The 17,645-nt window shown below is 72.3% G+C and carries 16 protein-coding genes; 5 read left to right on the plus strand and 11 right to left on the minus strand.

What is annotated here, in order from left to right; translation table 11 throughout:
• The first annotated feature begins 169 nt into the window (after positions 1–169).
• On the plus strand, positions 170–691 hold the full coding sequence (locus NV263_RS10870; protein ID WP_263252692.1) for a DUF3039 domain-containing protein: 522 nt from the start codon (positions 170–172) through the stop codon (positions 689–691).
• A gap of 77 nt (positions 692–768) precedes the next feature.
• Here the strand turns inward: NV263_RS10870 and katG are convergent, their stop codons facing one another.
• The 3 genes from katG to NV263_RS10885 all read right to left on the minus strand — a co-directional run bounded on the left by katG (position 769) and on the right by NV263_RS10885 (position 4,653).
• A complete protein-coding gene (gene katG, locus NV263_RS10875) occupies positions 769–2,982 on the minus strand; it encodes a catalase/peroxidase HPI (RefSeq protein ID WP_263252693.1) in 2,214 nt (737 codons plus the stop codon).
• Positions 2,975–3,415, minus strand: coding sequence for a Fur family transcriptional regulator (locus tag NV263_RS10880; RefSeq protein ID WP_263252696.1), 441 nt, complete (start codon positions 3,413–3,415; stop codon positions 2,975–2,977). The genes katG and NV263_RS10880 overlap by 8 nt, the downstream gene beginning before the upstream one ends.
• A gap of 266 nt (positions 3,416–3,681) precedes the next feature.
• Positions 3,682–4,653 (minus strand): amidohydrolase family protein, encoded by a 972-nt coding sequence (locus NV263_RS10885; protein ID WP_317630412.1) that lies wholly within the window; start codon positions 4,651–4,653, stop codon positions 3,682–3,684.
• Positions 4,654–4,684: 31 nt separating this feature from the next.
• On the opposite strand from NV263_RS10885, the gene NV263_RS10890 reads away from it, so the two are divergent.
• A complete protein-coding gene (locus tag NV263_RS10890; protein WP_263252698.1) occupies positions 4,685–5,197 on the plus strand; it encodes a MarR family winged helix-turn-helix transcriptional regulator in 513 nt (170 codons plus the stop codon).
• Positions 5,198–5,251: 54 nt separating this feature from the next.
• Here NV263_RS10890 and NV263_RS10895 read toward each other — a convergent pair whose 3' ends face one another.
• The 3 genes from NV263_RS10895 to NV263_RS10905 form a co-directional block, all read right to left on the minus strand.
• Positions 5,252–5,659: a four-helix bundle copper-binding protein gene (locus tag NV263_RS10895; RefSeq protein ID WP_263252700.1), complete on the minus strand. Its 408-nt coding sequence runs from the start codon at positions 5,657–5,659 to the stop codon at positions 5,252–5,254.
• Between the two features lie 242 nt (positions 5,660–5,901).
• A complete protein-coding gene (locus NV263_RS10900; RefSeq protein ID WP_263252702.1) occupies positions 5,902–6,651 on the minus strand; it encodes a zf-HC2 domain-containing protein in 750 nt (249 codons plus the stop codon).
• Positions 6,652–6,693: 42 nt separating this feature from the next.
• On the minus strand, positions 6,694–7,263 hold the full coding sequence (locus NV263_RS10905; RefSeq protein WP_263252704.1) for a sigma-70 family RNA polymerase sigma factor: 570 nt from the start codon (positions 7,261–7,263) through the stop codon (positions 6,694–6,696).
• Between the two features lie 300 nt (positions 7,264–7,563).
• On the opposite strand from NV263_RS10905, the gene NV263_RS10910 reads away from it, so the two are divergent.
• Entirely contained in the window at positions 7,564–9,519 is a 1,956-nt protein-coding gene (locus NV263_RS10910; protein ID WP_263252705.1) for a bifunctional copper resistance protein CopD/cytochrome c oxidase assembly protein, read from the plus strand.
• Positions 9,520–9,562: 43 nt separating this feature from the next.
• On the opposite strand, the gene NV263_RS10915 is transcribed toward NV263_RS10910, so the two are convergent.
• The 4 genes from NV263_RS10915 to NV263_RS10930 all read right to left on the minus strand — a co-directional run bounded on the left by NV263_RS10915 (position 9,563) and on the right by NV263_RS10930 (position 14,523).
• A complete protein-coding gene (locus tag NV263_RS10915; RefSeq protein ID WP_263252707.1) occupies positions 9,563–11,818 on the minus strand; it encodes a heavy metal translocating P-type ATPase in 2,256 nt (751 codons plus the stop codon).
• Between the two features lie 48 nt (positions 11,819–11,866).
• Positions 11,867–12,472: a DUF5134 domain-containing protein gene (locus NV263_RS10920; protein ID WP_263252709.1), complete on the minus strand. Its 606-nt coding sequence runs from the start codon at positions 12,470–12,472 to the stop codon at positions 11,867–11,869.
• A gap of 84 nt (positions 12,473–12,556) precedes the next feature.
• The gene (locus NV263_RS10925; RefSeq protein ID WP_263252711.1) at positions 12,557–13,582 is read right to left on the minus strand and encodes a cytochrome c oxidase assembly protein; all 1,026 of its coding nucleotides are present in this window, start codon (positions 13,580–13,582) and stop codon (positions 12,557–12,559) included.
• Positions 13,583–13,794: 212 nt separating this feature from the next.
• On the minus strand, positions 13,795–14,523 hold the full coding sequence (locus NV263_RS10930) for an LmeA family phospholipid-binding protein (RefSeq protein WP_263252713.1): 729 nt from the start codon (positions 14,521–14,523) through the stop codon (positions 13,795–13,797).
• Between the two features lie 642 nt (positions 14,524–15,165).
• On the opposite strand from NV263_RS10930, the gene NV263_RS10935 reads away from it, so the two are divergent.
• Both NV263_RS10935 and NV263_RS10940 read left to right on the plus strand, forming a co-directional pair.
• Positions 15,166–16,005, plus strand: coding sequence for a DUF3626 domain-containing protein (locus tag NV263_RS10935; RefSeq protein WP_263252715.1), 840 nt, complete (start codon positions 15,166–15,168; stop codon positions 16,003–16,005).
• 241 nt (positions 16,006–16,246) lie between these two features.
• Positions 16,247–16,894, plus strand: coding sequence for an HAD family acid phosphatase (locus NV263_RS10940; RefSeq protein ID WP_263252716.1), 648 nt, complete (start codon positions 16,247–16,249; stop codon positions 16,892–16,894).
• Positions 16,895–16,926: 32 nt separating this feature from the next.
• Here the strand turns inward: NV263_RS10940 and NV263_RS10945 are convergent, their stop codons facing one another.
• The gene (locus NV263_RS10945; protein WP_263252717.1) at positions 16,927–17,637 is read right to left on the minus strand and encodes a helix-turn-helix transcriptional regulator; all 711 of its coding nucleotides are present in this window, start codon (positions 17,635–17,637) and stop codon (positions 16,927–16,929) included.
• Between the last annotated feature and the right edge of the window lie 8 nt (positions 17,638–17,645).

Here is a 17,645-nt window from a genome sequence, read left to right on the forward strand (position 1 = left end):
CCATGCATGAAGCACTGGCGTTGTTGCTCGGGTTGTTGGCCTGGGCGGTGATCTTCGTTCCGCTGTTCCTCGTGTGGTGGTTGCCGGGGCATCGGGAGAGTCGTGCGCTGAGGGCGGCGGCGCGGCGTCGGGAGGAACGGCTTCGTCGTCGCGTTTCGGGGCGTGCCGCGTGAACGGGCAGGGCTTCGGGGCGGTGGTCCTGGCGCGGCTCCGACCGGAGTGCGCGCCGACGGACCGGCCGCCGGAGGTGCACGCCTACCGCGTCGGTCCCGTCGGGTGGGTGTCGCCGTGCGGCGACCGGCTCGTGCCGGACGAAGCCGAGATCGTCGACGCGTTGACGGGCAACCCGTGTCCGACGTGCCTCGTGCTCGCCGCGCTCGCCAGTGACGTACCGCCGCTCGCGCGTTCCGAGCTCGAAAGCGCGTCGGACCGCGAGTTTCCGTCCGCGTTCCCGGCCGCCGTCCGGACGGCGGGTTCGATGCTGCGGTACGCGCCGTCGTGGCGCGAGCGCGTCGTGCACTGGGCGAAACGCGACGCGCCGACGAAACCGTACGGGAGCGGCACCGTCGTCCCTGGGCTCTGCGGGGAAATCGGCTGGGGACCGGACGAACGCCCGCCGGGCGGGTGGCCGATGTGCGCGGCGTGCACCGAGATCGCGTGCGAGGAGGACTCCTGGGCATGGCCGGGGTGAACCGGCGTGACCGTCACGCGACGAGCCCCCGCCCGCGAGTGCGGACGGGGGCTCGTTTCGCCGTGCTGGGGCGGGAATCAGGCGAGGTCGAACCGGTCGAGATTCATCACCTTGTCCCACGCCGCCACGAAGTCGCGCACGAACTTCTCCTTGGCGTCGTCGGAGGCGTAGACCTCGGCCACGGCCCGCAGCTCGGAGTTCGAGCCGAAGACCAGGTCGACCCGGCTACCGGTCCACTTGACCTGACCCGAGGCGTCCCGGGCCTCGAAGGACTGCGAGGAGTCGTCGATCGGCTTCCACGTCGTGCCCATGTCGAGCAGGTTGACGAAGAAGTCGTTGGTCAGCGTGCCGGGCTTGTCGGTGAACACGCCCTGCTCCGACTGCTGGTAGTTCGCGCCGAGCACGCGCAGACCACCGACCAGGACCGTCATCTCGGGCGCGCTCAGGGACAGCAGGTTCGCCCGGTCGATGAGCAGGTACTCCGCGGGCAGCGGCAGGCCCTTGCCGAGGTAGTTGCGGAACCCGTCCGCGGCCGGCTCCAGGTGGGAGAACGACTCGACGTCGGTCTGCTCCGCGGTGGCGTCCCCGCGACCCGGGGTGAACGGGACCTCGATGTCGAACCCGGCGGCCTTGGCGGCCTGCTCGACACCGACACATCCGGCCAGCACGACCAGGTCCGCGAACGAGACCTGCTTGGCGCCGGACTCGGCGTTGAAGGACTGCTGGATGCCCTCCAGGGCGCTGATCACGGTCGCGAGCTTCTCCGGCTCGTTGACCTCCCAGCTCCGCTGCGGCTCCAGGCGGATGCGGCCGCCGTTGGCGCCGCCGCGCTTGTCGCTGTCCCGGTAGGTCGAGGCCGCGGCCCACGCGGTGGAGACCAGCTGCTGCACGGTCAGGCCGGACTCGGCGATCTTGCCCTTCAGGGCGGCGATCTCCGCGGCGCCGATCAGCTCGTAGTCGGGCTTGGGGATCGGGTCCTGCCAGATCAGCTCCTCGGACGGGACCTCCGGGCCGAGGTAGCGGTCGACCGGGCCCATGTCGCGGTGCGTCAGCTTGAACCAGGCGCGGGCGAAGGCGTCCGCGAACTCGTCCGGGTTCTCCATGAACCGCCGCGCGATCGGCTCGTAGATCGGGTCGACCTTGAGCGCGAGGTCCGTGGTGAGCATGTTCGGCGCGATCTTCTTCGACGCGTCGTGGGCGTGCGGGACGGTGCCCTCACCGGCGCCGCCCTTCGGCCGCCACTGCCAGGCGCCGCCCGGTCCCTTGTAGACCTCCCACTCGAAGCTGAAGAGGTTCCACAGGAAGTTGGTGGTCCACTTGGTGGGCGTGGAGGTCCAGGTGACCTCCAGGCCGCTGGTGATGGTGTCGGCGCCCTTGCCGGTGCCGTGGCTGTTCTGCCAGCCCAGGCCCTGCGCCTCCAGCGGAGCGGCCTCGGGGTTGGGGCCGAGGTTCGAGTCCGGGGCGGCACCGTGGGTCTTGCCGAAGGTGTGGCCACCGGCGATGAGGGCGACGGTCTCCTCGTCGTTCATCGCCATCCGGCCGAACGTCTCGCGGATGTCGCGCGCGGCGGCCAGCGGGTCCGGCTGGCCCTCCGGGCCCTCCGGGTTGACGTAGATGAGACCCATGTGGGTCGCACCCAGCGGCTGCTCCAGGTTGCGCTCCTCCCCGCCGGAGATGCGCTTGTCGCTGCCGAGCCAGGTGGTCTCGGCGCCCCAGTAGACGTCGTCCTCGGGCTCCCAGGCGTCCACCCGGCCGCCGGCGAAGCCGAAGGTCTTGAAGCCCATCGACTCCAGGGCCACGTTGCCGGTCAGGATCATCAGGTCGGCCCAGGAGATCTTGCGGCCGTACTTCTGCTTGACCGGCCACAGCAGACGGCGGGCCTTGTCCAGGCTGACGTTGTCCGGCCAGCTGTTCAGCGGCGCGAACCGCTGCTGGCCGGTGCCGGCGCCGCCGCGGCCGTCGCTGACGCGGTAGGTGCCCGCGCTGTGCCACGCCATCCGGATCATCAGCGGGCCGTAGTGCCCGAAGTCGGCGGGCCACCAGTCCTGCGAGGTGGTCAGGACCTCCAGGATGTCCTGCTTCACGGCGGCCAGGTCCAGGGTCTTGAACTCCGCGGCGTAGTCGAAGTCCTCGCCCATCGGGTTGGCCACGGCGGGGTTCTTGGCCAGGATCTTCAGGTTGAGGCGGTTCGGCCACCAGAAGTCGTTGCCGTTGCCCCGGGTCGGGTGCGGGATCCCGTCGCCGTGGGCGACAGGGCAACCGCCGGTGGTGGCGTCAGGGCTGTCAGTCACCGGAAATCCTTTCGGGATCAGTGGGTTGGTCGGGCTCCGAATCGGCAGCGCAGTCGGGGCACAGTCCCCAGTAGATGACCTCAGCCTCGTCGATCGTGAAGCCGTGCGCGTCGGACGCGGTCAAGCAGGGAGCGGTGCCCACGGCGCAATCGACGTCGGAGATGGTTCCGCACGACCGGCACACCGTGTGGTGGTGGTTGTCCCCGACCCGGGCCTCGTAGCGAGCCACGGAGCCCATCGGCTGGATCCGGCGCAGCAGTCCCGCCGCGGTCAGCGCGCGAAGCACGTCGTAGACGGCTTGGTGCGAGACCCTGGGCAGCACTTCGCGCACGGCACCGATGACGGACTCCGTGTCGGCGTGCGGGTGTTCATGCACAGCGGACAGCACTGCCACCCGAGGACGCGTCACACGCAGCTCGGCCTCGCGCAACATGCGCTCGATGTCCGCAGTGGTCGTTGGCACGCCAGGCAGTCTGATGGATTTTCTGGAATGAATCAAGTGTTGATCCGGGAATCGGCGTGCGCCTTTTCACGTCGGTGACGCGTCGTGGTCGGATGAGCACGCTGCGGGGCCGAATTGTGGGCGGCGATCGCGGGTCCGGTTCGGTGTCCTGTGTGGACTTCGTGTCGCCGCGTCCTGTTCGGCTGATTGGTGCCGAAAAGCGCGGTCGGCGTCACCCGGAGCGGGGGCCCGCTGGGTCAGCGGGCGAGTCGGGGGAAGAGGGTTTCGGCGCTGCCGCGGTCGATCGCTTCGGCCTGGCCGGGGGAGAAGTCCGGGTAGGTCTCCAGGAAGTGGTCGTAGTAGCTGCCCGCGTTCCGCGGAGCGAAGGGCCAGTCGCTGCCGTAGAGGACGTGGCCGGGTTCGGCGAAGGCGAGCAGGGCCGGCAGGGCGCTGGGGCTGGCGGACAGGGCGGTGTCGAAGTAGAACCGCTTGAGGTCGCGCAGCATGTCGTCGGCGTCGCGGTCGGGATCGACGACGGTGGAGGTCAGGCCGGTGAAGCGGTAGGCGGCGTAGGGCAGGAAGCCGCCGCCGTGGGAAAGGATGGTCTTCACGTTCGGATGGCGGCTGAGGACGCCGGTCAGCGCCAGGTTGAGCGCGGTGCGGGTGGTGTCGAAGACGTAGTCGGCCAGCGGGGCGGGGGTGCCTGGTAGCAGCGGCATCGGGGGCTGGGCGGGGTGGACGAACACGACCGCCCCGCGCGCGTCGAGTTCGGCCCACAGCGGTTCGAAGTCGGGGTCGCCCAGGTAGCGCCCGTGGGCGTTGGACATCAGCACCACGCCGTCGGCGCCCAGCACGTCCAGCGCGTACTCGGCCTCGCGGAGCGCGCCGTCGACGTCGGGCAGCGGGAGGGACGCGAACGAGCCGAAGCGGTCGGGGCGGTCCTTGACCATTTCGGCGCCGTACTCGTTGACGGTGCGGGCCAGGGTGCGCGCGTCGGCGTCGTCGCCGAGGTGGACGCCGGGCGAGGTGACCGAGAGGACGCCGGTGGCGATGCCCTGCCGGTCCATCATCGCGATCGCCTCGCTCGCGCTCCAGGCCGGGATGGCCCAGCCGCCCGAATCCATGCCCCGGTCGTCCAGGGCCCGCGCCCAGGCCGGGGGCACGATGTGCTGGTGGACGTCGACGCGGGCGGGGAAGACCATGATCCGCACCTTCCAGGAAGTTAGCATGCTAAATGAATTGTTCAGTAAGCTAACAACCATGCGGGAGACGGGCAAGCGCGCGACTGGACAACAGCGCGAGGCGACCTCCGACGAGGAGGGCGTGGAGGAGCTGGCGCAGGCCGCGGACCGGTTGTTCTACGCCATGCGCCGCTCGCGGGCCGCGACCGCCGGCCAGTCCGCGGTCGGCCTGTCGTGGGCTCAGTTGGCACTGCTCGCCCCGTTGGCGGAGGACGGTCGGGGCGACGGCCTCCCGGTCGGCAAGCTCGCGGCCCATGCCGAGGTCAGCGTCCCCACGGCCACCCGCATGCTCAACCAGCTCGAAGCCAACGGGGTGATCGTCCGGCGACGCTGCGAGCACGACGAACGACAGGTCCTCATCCACCTCACCGACGACGGCACCCGCCGACTCGCCACCATGCGCGACGAACTGCGCGCCCGGCAGCGACGGGCGCTGTCCCGGTACACCCCGCACGAGCGCCGCGCGCTCGCCGCGCAGCTGCACGAGCTCGCCGAGATCATCGCCGAGACGATGACCGGACCGGCCCGGTAGCGCCGGCGGCAGCACGCCGACCACGACGTCCGGCGGCGGCGCGCACCGGTGGCATCAGGCGTGGAGTGCGTTGAGGGCTTGGCGGCACGCGTCGGCGCACTGCTTGGTGGCGTCGGCGCACATCCGGCAGTGGGTGTGGTGCGCCGCGTGCCTGTCGCACAGTTCGTGGCTGCGTTCGCAGGCGAGCAAGCACGCTTCGAGTTGGGAGCTGAGCAGGCTGCTGTCCGGGCCGCCCGCGCGGGTGAGGACATTGAGGGCGGCGGTGACGACGTCGGCGCAGTCCATGTCGCGGTTCACCGCGGGGGCCAGGGTGGCGACGTCGTCCTCGGTGAGCATCGCAGCGGCGCAGGCGGTCACCGCCTCGATGCAGTCCTGCATGGCCTCGATGGCGGCGGCGCGGTGGTCGCTGCTGAGCGTGGGCCGGGTGGTCATGCTGTCGAGGAGTTCCCGGGTTCGGAGCATGGCGGTACCTCCTCAGCGAGGCTGATTTCGTGGAAAAACCCAGCGTAGACCGGTGGTCCGGTCGTGGCAGGGGCGTGTGCGCCCGCTCCCGGGAGCTGCTGGGCGCGTGCTCGGCACACCTGATCGCGATCTTCGGGAACCTCACCCTTGAGTGCCGTGCCCCGCGCGGAAGCTGATCCGTCCATCGCACGGTCGGTCGTGCCGGGCCGCTGCGGAGTTCCCGAGGATGCCCGGAATTCCGATCAGCCGGCGCGCCGGTGGCCCGTCGGCCCCAGATCCCGGCGTCCCTCCGGGAATCTCGGGACGTCCTCCGCGGCGGGGTCGTCGAACGGCGCCGGGGGACCGGCGCGCCCGGAGCCGCGGGTGTCGCCGGGAGGTCGGTCCCCGGGCCGGCGGGCGTGGTCGCGGTGCACCACCAGCAGCAGCACCAGGCCGAGGACCAGAAGTCCGTGCGTGGCAAGGCGATCGACCGTGACGGCACCGCCGACCAGATCGCCGATGCTGAACCCGGTCAGCACGACCAGGAAGGCCGTGAGCACCGGCAGCAAGCCCGAACTCGCCCGGACCCGCCACGCGGTCCACAGCATGCCCAGTCCCAGCGCGAGGTTCCAGGACGTGCTCTCGTTGAACAGGTGTCCCGCCATCCACTCGCCCGCGGCGTGCTCGTGGCCCCCGTGCCCCCACCCGAGCGCCTGGGCCGCGCCCAGCGCCAGCTGGCAGACCGCGACGCAGCCCAGCAGCACCCGCGGCCACCGCCGCGCCCGCCGTCGGCGCAGCAGCGGCCCCGCGGCGTCGAGCACCGACCGCGCGAGGTCCGGTGTCGGCTCGGCGGGCCGCAGCCGCATCGCGCGGGTCAGCGCGGTCGCCCGCCGCTGCCAGGACCGGCAGGCCGGGCACTCCGCGACGTGGGCCTCCACCTGCTCCTCAGGTATCGGAGAGCTCTCGCCGTCCAGCAGCGCCGACAGCGCCTCGCGGTAGGTGTTGCAGTCCACGTCCATACTGTCGTCCGAGACGTCGCGGAAGTTCCCGCCGGGTCACCCGGTGCCCTCGACGTCCTCCGCCCGCTGCTCCAGCAGCACCTCCCGGGCGCGCGCCACGCGCGAGCGGATGGTGCCGACCGCGCACCGGCACACCTCGGCCGCCTCCTGGTAGGACAGCCCCAGCACCTGGGTGAGCAGCAGCGCTTCCCGGCGGTCCTCGTCGAGCCCGTGGAGCAGCACGCCCAGCTCCACGACCTCCTCGAAACCCATCCCGCCGGCGGTGGCCTGCTCCCGGTCGGCGGCGGCGGTCCAGTCGACCCCGGGACTGGTGCGGGGCCGCGACCGCTCGTAGCGGATGTGGTCCACCACGACCCGGCGGGCGATCGACAGCAGCCAGGTGCGCGCCGAGGAACGGCCGGAGAACCGGCGGATGCCCTTCAACGCCCGCAGGTAGGTCTCCTGCGTGAGGTCGTCGGCGAGCCGGACGTGGGCGCGGTGCGCGAGGAAGCGCCACACGTCCCGCTGCGTGTCCTTGACGAAGCGCTCCAACGCCCACCGATCACCGGACCTGGCGGCCAGCGCCAGCGACGTCAGCCGGGCTTCCTCGGCCTCGGAGCGACTCATGACAGCGCACGCTAGTCGCCGGTCGCGCGATGACGAACACCGCCGCCGGGGACCTGTGCCGTCGCCCACAAGACGTCCGCCGTTCCGCCCGGCTCGTGCTCCGGTGCGTCGGGGGCCCGCACGGAGGTCGCGGGCGCGGGAGCACAATGGTCCGGGCGTGATGTGCCGCTGCGTTCCTCCGGGGCGCGGAATCCGGACGGTCTCGGCGGAAACGGCGACGGGCCGTGGCAGGCGATCGGGAAGTCCCGCGGTGGCGCGCCCTTCGAAGTGCGACGCGCGGGGGAGCGTGTGAGGTTCGCGGTGAACCAGAACGAACGGCAGCCGGGTCGCCGGACGGCCGCGGGGTGGCTGGTCGGCGGCGGTGTCGTCGCCGTCGGATTCGTCTGCGCGCTGAGCGTGCTCGCCGGGACCGGTCCGTACGCGGTGGTCGGCAACGCGGATCCGGGCCTGGTGGTCCAGGTGGGAACGCCGTTGCTGCGGCTGGTCGCCGACGTGGCCGCGATCGCGTGCATCGGGGGACTGGCGTTCGCGGCGTGCGTGTCGGTCCCGGTCAACACGCGGCTGGTGTCGCCGGAGGGGTTCGCGGCACTGCGCAGCGCCGGGTGGTGGGCGATCGCCTGGTGCGCGGCCGCGTGCGCGCTGGTCGTGTTCGACGCCGCCGGGACGGCCGGTCAACGACTGTCCGATGTGGTCTCTCCGGCGCACCTGCTGGTGCTGGTGGACGCGTTGGAAGCGCCCAAGGCGTGGCTGCTGACGGCCGTCGTGGCGTTGGTGGTCGCGATCGGGAGCCGGTCGGCGTTGCGCTGGCAGCCCGCGCTCGTCCTGCTGTGCCTGGCGATCTTCGCGCTGCTCCCGCCGTTGGCCACCGGGCACGTCTCCGCCGACACCGGCCACGACGTCGCCACGGCGGCGCTGATGGTGCACGTCCCGGCCGCGGCGTTGTGGATCGGCGTGCTGTTGAACCTGATCGTCCACCTGTGGCGAGGCGGCCGCCTGCCGGACCGGCTGGCTCGCCGGTATGCGCGCCTGGCGGCGGTGTGCTGGCTGGTGGTCGCCGTCTCGGGAGTCGCCGCCGGGTGGTGGCTGGTCCCGGTCCACGACCTGGTCACCACCCCCTACGGGCTGCTGGTGCTGGCGAATCTGGTGCTGCTGGTGCTCCTCGGCCTCGGCGCCGTGTTCCTGCGCCGCAGGGCGCTGCGCGACCCGGACCGGCCCTCCCGCGCGCGGCTGCTGCGGCTGGCTTCGGCCGAGTTCGCGGTGCTGGCGGTGACGGTGGCCGTGTCGGTGGGGGCGACGCACCTGGCCCCGGCGGCGCTGCTGGGCCGCGCGGTGACCGGACAGCAGACGCTGCTCGGCTACGACCTGGCCGGTCCGCCGACGCCGCTCGCGCTCGTGGCCGACTGGCGCATCGACGTGTTCTTCGCCCCGTTGGCCGTGGTGCTGGCGGCGCTGTACCTGTGGGGCGTGCGGCGGCTGCGCAGGCAGGGCCGGACGTGGCCGTTGGGTCGCACGGCGGCCTGGCTCGGCGGATGGGCGCTGGTGCTGGTGGCGACGTCTTCGGGGCTGGGCAGGTACGCACCGGCGATGTTCAGCGCGCACATCGCCGCTCACATGGTCGTCGCGATGCTGGTGCCGATGCTGCTGGTGCTGGGCGGTCCGCTGAGCCTGGCCGGGCAGGCGTTCGCGCCGTCGACGTCCGCGCTGGCCGGTCCTCGCGAGTGGGTGCGGATCGTGGGCGGCTCGCGGTTCGCGGCGGTGCTGACGCATCCCGTGGTCGCCCTGGCGCTGTTCGCCGGTGCGCCGTTCGCGCTGTACTTCACCGGCCTGTTCGACGCGGCGATGCGGTTCCACTGGGCGCACCAGGCGATCACCGGGTGCTTCCTGGTCATCGGATACGTCTTCGCGTGGGCGGTGATCGGCGTGGATCCGCTCCCGCGACCGCTGCCCAACCTCGCGCGGGTGGGCCTGCTGCTGGCGGCGATGCCCGCCGACGCGCTGTTCGCCGCGGCGGTGATGAACACGCACCGCGTGATCGGCAACGGCCCGGCGGGCGCCAACATGTACAGCGCGCTGGCGCTGCCCTGGGCGCGCGATCTGCCCGCCGACCAGTGGACCGCCGGTCTGATCGCGCTGCTCATCGGCGAGCTGTCGCTGCTCGTCGCGCTGGCCGCGCTGCTGCTGCGGTGGTCGCAGGTCGACGACGCCGAGGACAGCTCCGGCCTCGGCGGCTACCGCGCGCTCACCAGCGTGCGGTAGCCGGTGGGCGTCCCGGGCTCGTCGTGCGGGGCGGTGCCGGTGGTCAGCCCGCGGCCTGCGGCTGCGCGCCGAATCGGCGCAGTCGGAGGCTGTTGGTCACCACGAACAGCGAGGACAGCGCCATGGCACCCGCCCCGATCAGCGGGTTGAGCAGCCCGAACGCGGCCAGCGGCAGCGCGGCGACGTTGTAGCCGAACGCCCACACGAGGTTGCCGCGGATCGTGCCCAGGGTGGCGCGGGCCAGCGAGACCGCGCTGGGGACCACGTCGAGGTCGTCGCGGACCAGGATGAGGTCGGCGGCGCCGAGCGCGACGTCGGTGCCGGTCACCACCGCCAGGCCGAGGTCCGCGCGGGCCAGCGCCGGAGCGTCGTTGACGCCGTCGCCGACCATTGCGACGGTGCGTCCCCGCTCGCGCAGTTCCTGGATCGTGGCGGCCTTGTCGGCGGGCAGCACCTCGGCGAGCACGTCGTCGATGCCGACCTCGGCGGCGACCGCGCGCGCGGTCGCTTCGTTGTCCCCGGTGAGCAGTGCGGTGCGCAGGCCCAGCCGGTGCAGCCGCGCCACCGCGCGGGCGGCCGAGGGCTTCACCGCGTCGGCCACGGCCAGCACGCCCGCGACCGCGTCGTCCACGGCCACGACCACCGTGGTGCGCCCGTCGGCCTCCCAGCGGGTGCGCTGCTCGTCGAGATCGTCCGGGACGGTCACGCCGCACTCGGCCAGCATGCGGGCCGAGCCGACGAGCACCGCGCGACCGTCGACCACGCCGCAGGCGCCCAGCCCGGCCAGGCTGGTGAAGTCCGCCACCGCGGGCAGTTCGTCGAGTTCCCGCCGGGCCAGGTCGCTGACCGCGCGGGCCACCACGTGTTCCGAGGCGTCCTCGACGGCCCCGGCGTGGCGCAGCAGCGTCGCGCGGTCCACACCCGGGGCCGGTCGCACGTCCACCACGGTCATCCGCCCGGTGGTGAGGGTGCCGGTCTTGTCCAGCACCACCGTGTCGATGGCGCGGGCGGACTCCAACGCCTGGTGGCTCTTGATGAAGATGCCCAACTGGGCGCCGCGACCCGAGGCCGCCAGCAGCGCGGTGGGCGTGGCCAGGCCCAGCGCGCACGGGCAGGCGATGATCAGCACGGCCAGCGCGGCGTTGAACGCCTCCTCCGCGGGGGCGTCGAGCAGCCACCACGCCAGGAAGGTCAGCACGGCCAGCCCGCACACCGCGGGCACGAACCAGCCGGAGATGCGGTCGGCCAGCCGTTGGATCCCGGCCTTGTCGGTCTGGGCCCGCTCCACCAGCCGCACCAGCTGGGCCAGCTGGGTGTCCGCGCCCACCCGGGTCGCGCGCACCACGACGCGGCCGCTGAGCGCGACCGTTCCGCCCACGACCGCGTCGCCGGGGGAGACCTCGACCGGCGCGGACTCGCCGGTCATCGTGCTGGCGTCCACCGCGCAGTGGCCGTGCAGCACCTCGCCGTCGGTGGCGATGGTCTCGCCGGGCCGGACCACGAAGTGCTCGTCGACGCGGAGTTCGGCGACGGGGACGCGGTGTTCGCGGCCGTCGCGCAGCACGGCCACGTCCTTGGCGCCGATGGCGGCCAGGGCGCGCAGCGCACCGCCCGCGCGGTGCTTGGCCTTGGCCTCGAACAGCCGACCGGCGAGCACGAAGGTCGTCACCCCGGCGGCCACGTCGAGGTAGACCGAGCCGCCCGGTCGCAGCAGCAGGCCCCACGCCCCGTCGGTCGGTGCCGAGGCCTCGCCGTGCGCGAAGATCGTGTACACCGACCAGCAGCTGGCCGCGATGATGCCCAGCGACACCAGGGTGTCCATCGAACTCGTCCCGTGCCGGGCGTTGACCAGCGCCTTGCGGTGGAACGGCCAGGCGCACCAGGTGGCCACCGGCACCGTCATCGCCAGCAGCAGCCACTGCCAGCCCGGGAACCGCAGGGAGGGCACCAGCGCCATCGTGATCGACAGGTCCGCCAGCGGAGCGCCCAGCAGCAGCGCCACCACCAGTCGCCGCCACAGGTACCGCACCTGGCCGTCGTCGGGTTCGGCGCCCGGCCCGCCGGGTTCGACCAGCTCGGCCCGGTACCCGGCCCGTTCGACCTCGGCGATCAGCGCGTCCACGCCGACGCCGGGCGGGGCTTCGACCGCCGCTTTCTCGGTGGCGTAGTTGACGCGGGCGGTCACGCCGTCGAGCTTGTTGAGCTTGCGCTCCACCCGCGCCGCGCACGCGGCGCACGTCATGCCACCGACGGCCAGCTCCACCGCCCGGGTTCCGCCGATCGACGTCCCCGCCGACATACTCACCTCACCATCAGAACAAACCGGAGCCGACGACGCGCACCGGACTCAGACCACGGCCGCCAGCAGCATGTATCCCATTCCGGCGGCCATCGCCGCGAGGCTGATCCGGACGCTGGGGTCCGGGTCCGCGAGCAGGCCGACCCCGGCCACCGGCCGCGCGGTACCGGGCGCGGTGTCGGCCGCGACCGCCGGTCGCAGCGCCGGAACCCGACCCCACAACCCGAACGCCCACGCCACCGCCTGCACCGCCAGGTACACCACGAGCACGCACGTCACCAGCACCGGGCCGTTCATCGGGAAGGCCAGCATGTAGGCCATGATCAGCGCGTCCACTGTGGTCGCCACCCAGAGCGGGTTGAGCACCCCTTCGCGCCGGCGGAAAACGACCGCGGCACCGGCCCCGGCCGCCGCCACGAGGGCGAACACCACGGGGCCGAACCGGTGGAGCGCCGGATTCGCCATGTCCGGATCCAGGTACATGGCGAGCATTCCCGCCGCCATCGCGGTGTGGCCGAGGTGCCACCAGCGGCACTGCGCCCGCATGGACCAGGCGTGCCACCCGTGCACGACGAGCACGCCCGCGAACACGGCCGCCCACGCGAAGCTCATCCAGTCCGGCAACAGCGCCATGCTCATCGTCATCGGTGCCATGCCTGCGCGTCCCTTCCCGCCGGTGATCTGCTCCCGGTCGGGGAGTCGGACGCCGCAGCCGGCCGGTTCCCGGTGTGACCGACCTCATCCGGGCGGGCGGTGCTGGTCCTGCTCGGACCGCGGCTGCCGGGACGCCTGGTGCAGTCGGGCCAGCATGGCGTTGTAGGCGGCCAGCGCGTTCTCGTCCGAGTCCACGTCGACGGACTCGGACGCCGCCGCGGCCGCGTCGTCGCCTTCGGCTCGGGTGAGGGTGTTGCGCCGCGCGGATTCCAGCCACGAGCCCAGCCCGGCGTCGGCGCCGCTGGCGCGCACCCACAGGCCGACGGTGAACGCGGCCAGGGCCGCCATGGTGGCGTCGCCGAAGAACCACATGATCGCCCCGGACAGGTGCTGGTCGACCAGGGCCGTCGGCCCCCATCCGGGATGGGCCTGGTCGAAGCCGGGCGCGAGCGGGCGGGGGGCGATCATGAGCACGACTCCGACGAGGGTGTCCGGCAGCATGCCCGCCATCAGCAGCACCACGCGCAGCGGGTGCGGCACCCGCCGCCACCGGACCGGTTCGCCCCCGATCAGCGATAGGAAGAACAGGTAACCGCTGACCAGGTACAGCGCGATCTCGACGTGCTGCAGCGCCGGGTTCTCCAGCCGCGCCTGGAGGAACGACGTCAGGTGCGTTCCGATGAGCACCACGGCGTAGAACACGAAGGCCAGCGCCGGGTGGGTGAGCACCGTCACCGGCCGGGACAGCAGGAACCGCTCCCGGCGCTCGGTCTTGTCCGGCGTCGGCGCCGCCGCGGTCCACAGCGACAGGGGACGGCCGAACGTCAGCAGCACCGGCACCGCCATGATCAGCGTGAGGTGCTGGGCCATGTGCACCGAGAACAGCACGCCGCTGTAGACGCCGATCGAGCTGTTCACCGACAGCACCAGCGCGGCCAGCCCGCCGAAGAAGCAGCACGTGCGCCAGGCGGGCCAGCGCCCGCCGCGCCGCCGGTGCGCGGCCAGCCCCCGCAGGTAACCGGCGGCCAGCACCAGCACCACGACGTCCCAGATCGACAGCTGCCAGCTCGACAGGCCGGTGGCCCACGTCAGCGGTGGTGGGGTGTGCATCGGGATCGGGACTTCCTCTGCGCGCGTTCGGCCGAGTGGAGCCCCACGATACGCCGATCCGGCGTTGCTCCCCTCGGCGCCTGCGGCGGTCCTGAGCAGGCGCCGAGGGGACACGCCCCGGGGGCGTCAGCTGTCGGAGCCGATCACCCGGGGCAGGGCGAGGCGGATGCCCTCGACGTCGAACGCCTTCCTTCAACCCTTCGGTACCAGGTTCAAGGACGGGCTCTCAGGTTGACGTGATCGGCGGTCGCGTCGACGAGCAGGGTGTCGTGTTCCGCGGACACCGTCGTGGGGTGGAAGCCCATCGGCAGCTTGCTCGCGTCGAGGTTCACGGCGAAGCGGGACATCAGGCGTCGATCGTGGAGGTTCAGCGGGATGTCCGGCAACGCGCTCAGGTGCGCGTTGAGCGCCTTCGGCTGGATCCGGATGCGGTCGTCGCTGACGGCGACCGCCGCGGTGACGGCCACGTGGGTCGGAAAACCGGCGATGGTCTCGTTGCCCGAGATCGTGATGGCGCCGCCGGGAGCGGGGTCGAGGTGCAGATCACCGATGCCCGCGACCTGCGCGAGGGTGGCGGCGGGAATCCTGACGTGCCCGTCGACCTGGTCGGCGGTGATGTGCTCGGGCGAGCCGCTGACGATCTCGCTGAACGGGATCCGGACGTGGTGCAGCTCGGCGGTCAAATCGCTGCGCTGCAGCGGGCCGAGAGCGACCGAGTCGGCGCGAACACCGATGTCGGGAAAATCGCCCGCCACGACCTGCGTCAGGAACGGGAAGCCGTTGATGTCCACCGCCGGGTCCTGCTCGCTGTGCAGCTGGGTGCGCAGTTGCTGCGCCACCTGCTGCTCGGCGAACCGGTTCGCCACGCGATCAGCCACGACCAGCACGACCAGCAGCACGACCACGGTCGTGCCGAGGATGATCCACCCGCGCCGCCTCATGCCGACTCCCGCCGCGGCTTCTCGATCTGGGACGACACAAGAACCTCCTTGACTGGCAGCGCTGTCCACACAGGACCAGCGCGATCGGGAAGCGACTGCTGAGCCGGGAACAGCACGAGCTGCTGGGCGCGCCAGGGTAGATGTGGCTGGACTCAGCGCGAAAGGGAGGGGAACGCGCTAGCCGCTGAAATCCCCGTGGCACGCACCGAATGGGGCCGGCGGCCTGCTGCTGACCTGCCCGCGCGACCGCGTGCGAGTGTTCACCAGGTGCGACAACTGCTGAATCGACCTCGCAAAGTAGCCAACACGTGCCCGTCCGCGCCCGCCGCTCCACCGAGGCGGGCACAGGACGCGACGACTATAACCCGACCCCCCGATCGGAGATCGTTTCTCCCGGGAGCAACGGCGCATTCGGCACTTTTCCCCCGCCTGCTCCCGGCGACGGCACGGCGCTGCGCTGGTCTTCCCGGACCCGTGTGATCTACGCCGCGTCCACGCGCATCCGCCGGCCGCCGACGCGACCGGTCGTGATCGCGTTCACTGTGGACCGTTCGCGGTGGAGTACCGGGGTGCGGCTCTTGATGTCCGGCTCTGCCGGAGGACACCGTCGCCGCCGCCATCGGGGTCGCGGATACTGCTGCCGTGCAGCACTTCGCGGAACGGGCCATCGCCCACGTGACGTCACTGGCGACCGGCGAGCCGGTGGATCCGTCGTTGCGGGTGACGCTGCACTTCCACCCCGATCGGCTCGTGGCCGGGGTGCCGATCCTGGAGCTGATGGTCCGCGGCGGTGCGTACCGGTCGCAGTTCGAGACCGGGACCAGCAACGGCGGTCTGACCGCGCACCCCGGCGGCGACCGCTGGCGGTGGGAGAGCCGGATCTTCGCCGGGGCCTACGACGACGCACCGGCGGCCGACCGGCCGAAGTACGGTTCGCTGAACTTCCGCCGACGCCTGGTCGGCGGTTCACCGCGCTTCGGCTCGGCCTACCTGCGCCTGGCCGGCCACACCCTGGCCCGGACCACGTTCTGCTACCCCGACAGCGTGTTCGAGCCTCGGCACTTCGGCGTGGCGTCGAGGCTGTCGACGCTGATCGAGTTGGCCGAGGCGGACGGCGAGGACCCGCTCGACGACTACGTCGAAGCCCACGTGCACGGTGCGGTCGACCTCGGCCGGGACGTCGAAGCACTGGTCCTCGACCCCTGCTATCGCGGCACTCCGGTGGAGGCCGCGGCCGAGCGGTTGCCCTGCCCGGTGGAATGGCACGGCGGTTTCGCGCTGACCACGGCCGAGCTGCGCCGGTACCCGGAGTACCGCGGTCCCGAGTTCGTGCGCCTCGGCGCCTGTCTCGCCCGCGACGGCCGTCTCGATCCGCTCGTCATCGGCGACGCGTCTCGCACCGGTCAGTACGACGAGCAGGCCCTCAAACGGGTCTGGCATTACGTGGCCAGGTTCGGTACTCCGGAGATGCGGGCGGACTGAATTCCCTGGTCTGGTCCGCGACGAAGCCGTGCACGCGAAGAGCCCCTCGCAGAGCGCCCAGCCAGCGGGGGTGAGCCCGCAGACTTCCACTGCGATCCGGATCTACCCGGGCCCCGCGGGCGGTGCCGCCGATCATCAACTGGCGCACCCGCCACACGCGCCCCACGATCCCTACCGAGGCCGGTGGCCACCTTCGGGGCGCCGGACGACGCACTCGGCGGTCCCGCGGAGGAGGGGGCGGATGTCATCGCGGAGGGGGCGTGCGGCACTGGGGATGTGCGCGCTCGCGCTGGCGGGTTCGTTGGCCGGGTGTTCGGCATCGGACGAACCCGGCACCGGGCGCTCGGCGCGGTGCCGTGATCCGGCGGTGTGGTCCCGCGACGTCGCGCAGGTGGTCGCCCAGGCGCGCGCCTACCTGGACCAGCGGTTGGATCGGGGAGTTCCCGCACCCGCGATCGTGCTGGACGTCGACGACACCAGTCTGCTGACCCACCCGCTCACCTCCAGCCCTGATCCGGACGAGGCCGAGACGGCCGCGGCGCAGGCCCGGCTTCCCGCCATCGGCCCCACGCGCGATCTCGCGCGCCACGCGGCGCAGCGCGGCGTCGGGGTCTTCTTCGTGACCGCTCGCGCCGACGATCCCGGGTTGCGGCACGCCACGCTCGTGAACCTCCGCGGCCAGGGCTATCCGGATCCCGCTGGCTTGGTCATGCGCCCTGCCGCAGACCACGGCTCCTCGGTGGAGCGGTACAAGTCCGGAGCCCGCGCGGACGTCGAACGGCAGGGGTACCGAGTGCTGGAGTCCCTCGGTGACCAGTACAGCGACCTCGACGGCGGTCACGCCGAACGCGGCTTCAAAATCCCGGATCCGGCCTGTCCCACGCCGTGATCAGTCCACAGTGGTCATCTGCGGGGTCCGCGTCAGCCCCGGGCGCCGCGGAGGACCACGCAGCACTCCCCGGGAGCGGGGTCGAGAACGGCTTCCACGGACCGGGCTCGCAGCCCGGCGAGGAATCCCCGCAGGAAGGCCCTGTTGAGTCCGCACACCAGTTCCGGCGACCTGGCGGCCAGCGGGTGGAAGGGGCAGTTGCGCAGCCGGATGCAGGTGGGGCTCTCCCGGTCGGGTTCGAAGCCGTAGCCGGTGAGCACGTCCTGGGTGGCGGTCAGGGTGCGTTCGGTGCCGAGGCGGCCCGGGCGGGTGCGATCGCGTTCCTCGGTGCCGAGGGAGCGGCCGCGTTCGTGCGCGGTGCGCATCGCGGCCTCGACCGCCGTTTCGCCCTCGCCTTCGCTGAGCACGGCGTCGACCAGGATGTCGGCCAGGAGGTCGGGGCGGCGCGGCGGGATGCTCACCCGGATGTGGGCGTCGGTGGGTTCGTAGACCTTGGGTCTGCGGCCGACTTTGCGCACGCCGCCGGCCGGCTCGATCCGGGCGCGCAGCAGTCCGGCGTCGACGAGCTTGTCGAGGTGGAAGGCGGCGAGCTTGCGGGAGATGCCGACCGCGGCGGCCGCCTCGTCGCGGCTGACCGGCCGCCGGGCGCGGCGGATGAACTCGTACATCCCGTGCCGGAGTTCGTCGGCCAGCACGGCCACCGCCACGACCGCGTCTCCGGGGGGTTCACCGCTGGGCGCCATGTCCTCAC

It is taken from the genome of Saccharopolyspora rosea (assembly GCF_025643595.1).
Taxonomy (GTDB): domain Bacteria; phylum Actinomycetota; class Actinomycetes; order Mycobacteriales; family Pseudonocardiaceae; genus Saccharopolyspora; species Saccharopolyspora rosea.

Bases quoted from the DNA above. Each gene is read 5' to 3' on its own strand.
- NV263_RS10880 (WP_263252696.1), bottom strand. From the start codon at position 3,415: ATGTTGCGCGAGGCCGAGCTGCGTGTGACGCGTCCTCGGGTGGCAGTG.
- NV263_RS10885 (WP_317630412.1), bottom strand. From the start codon at position 4,653: ATGCTAACTTCCTGGAAGGTGCGGATCATGGTCTTCCCCGCCCGCGTC.
- NV263_RS10890 (WP_263252698.1), top strand. From the start codon at position 4,685: ATGCGGGAGACGGGCAAGCGCGCGACTGGACAACAGCGCGAGGCGACC.
- NV263_RS10895 (WP_263252700.1), bottom strand. From the start codon at position 5,659: ATGCTCCGAACCCGGGAACTCCTCGACAGCATGACCACCCGGCCCACG.
- NV263_RS10905 (WP_263252704.1), bottom strand. From the start codon at position 7,263: ATGAGTCGCTCCGAGGCCGAGGAAGCCCGGCTGACGTCGCTGGCGCTG.
- NV263_RS10915 (WP_263252707.1), bottom strand. From the start codon at position 11,818: ATGTCGGCGGGGACGTCGATCGGCGGAACCCGGGCGGTGGAGCTGGCC.
- NV263_RS10920 (WP_263252709.1), bottom strand. From the start codon at position 12,472: ATGGCACCGATGACGATGAGCATGGCGCTGTTGCCGGACTGGATGAGC.
- NV263_RS10925 (WP_263252711.1), bottom strand. From the start codon at position 13,582: ATGCACACCCCACCACCGCTGACGTGGGCCACCGGCCTGTCGAGCTGG.
- NV263_RS10930 (WP_263252713.1), bottom strand. From the start codon at position 14,523: ATGAGGCGGCGCGGGTGGATCATCCTCGGCACGACCGTGGTCGTGCTG.
- NV263_RS10940 (WP_263252716.1), top strand. From the start codon at position 16,247: ATGTCATCGCGGAGGGGGCGTGCGGCACTGGGGATGTGCGCGCTCGCG.
- NV263_RS10945 (WP_263252717.1), bottom strand. From the start codon at position 17,637: ATGGCGCCCAGCGGTGAACCCCCCGGAGACGCGGTCGTGGCGGTGGCC.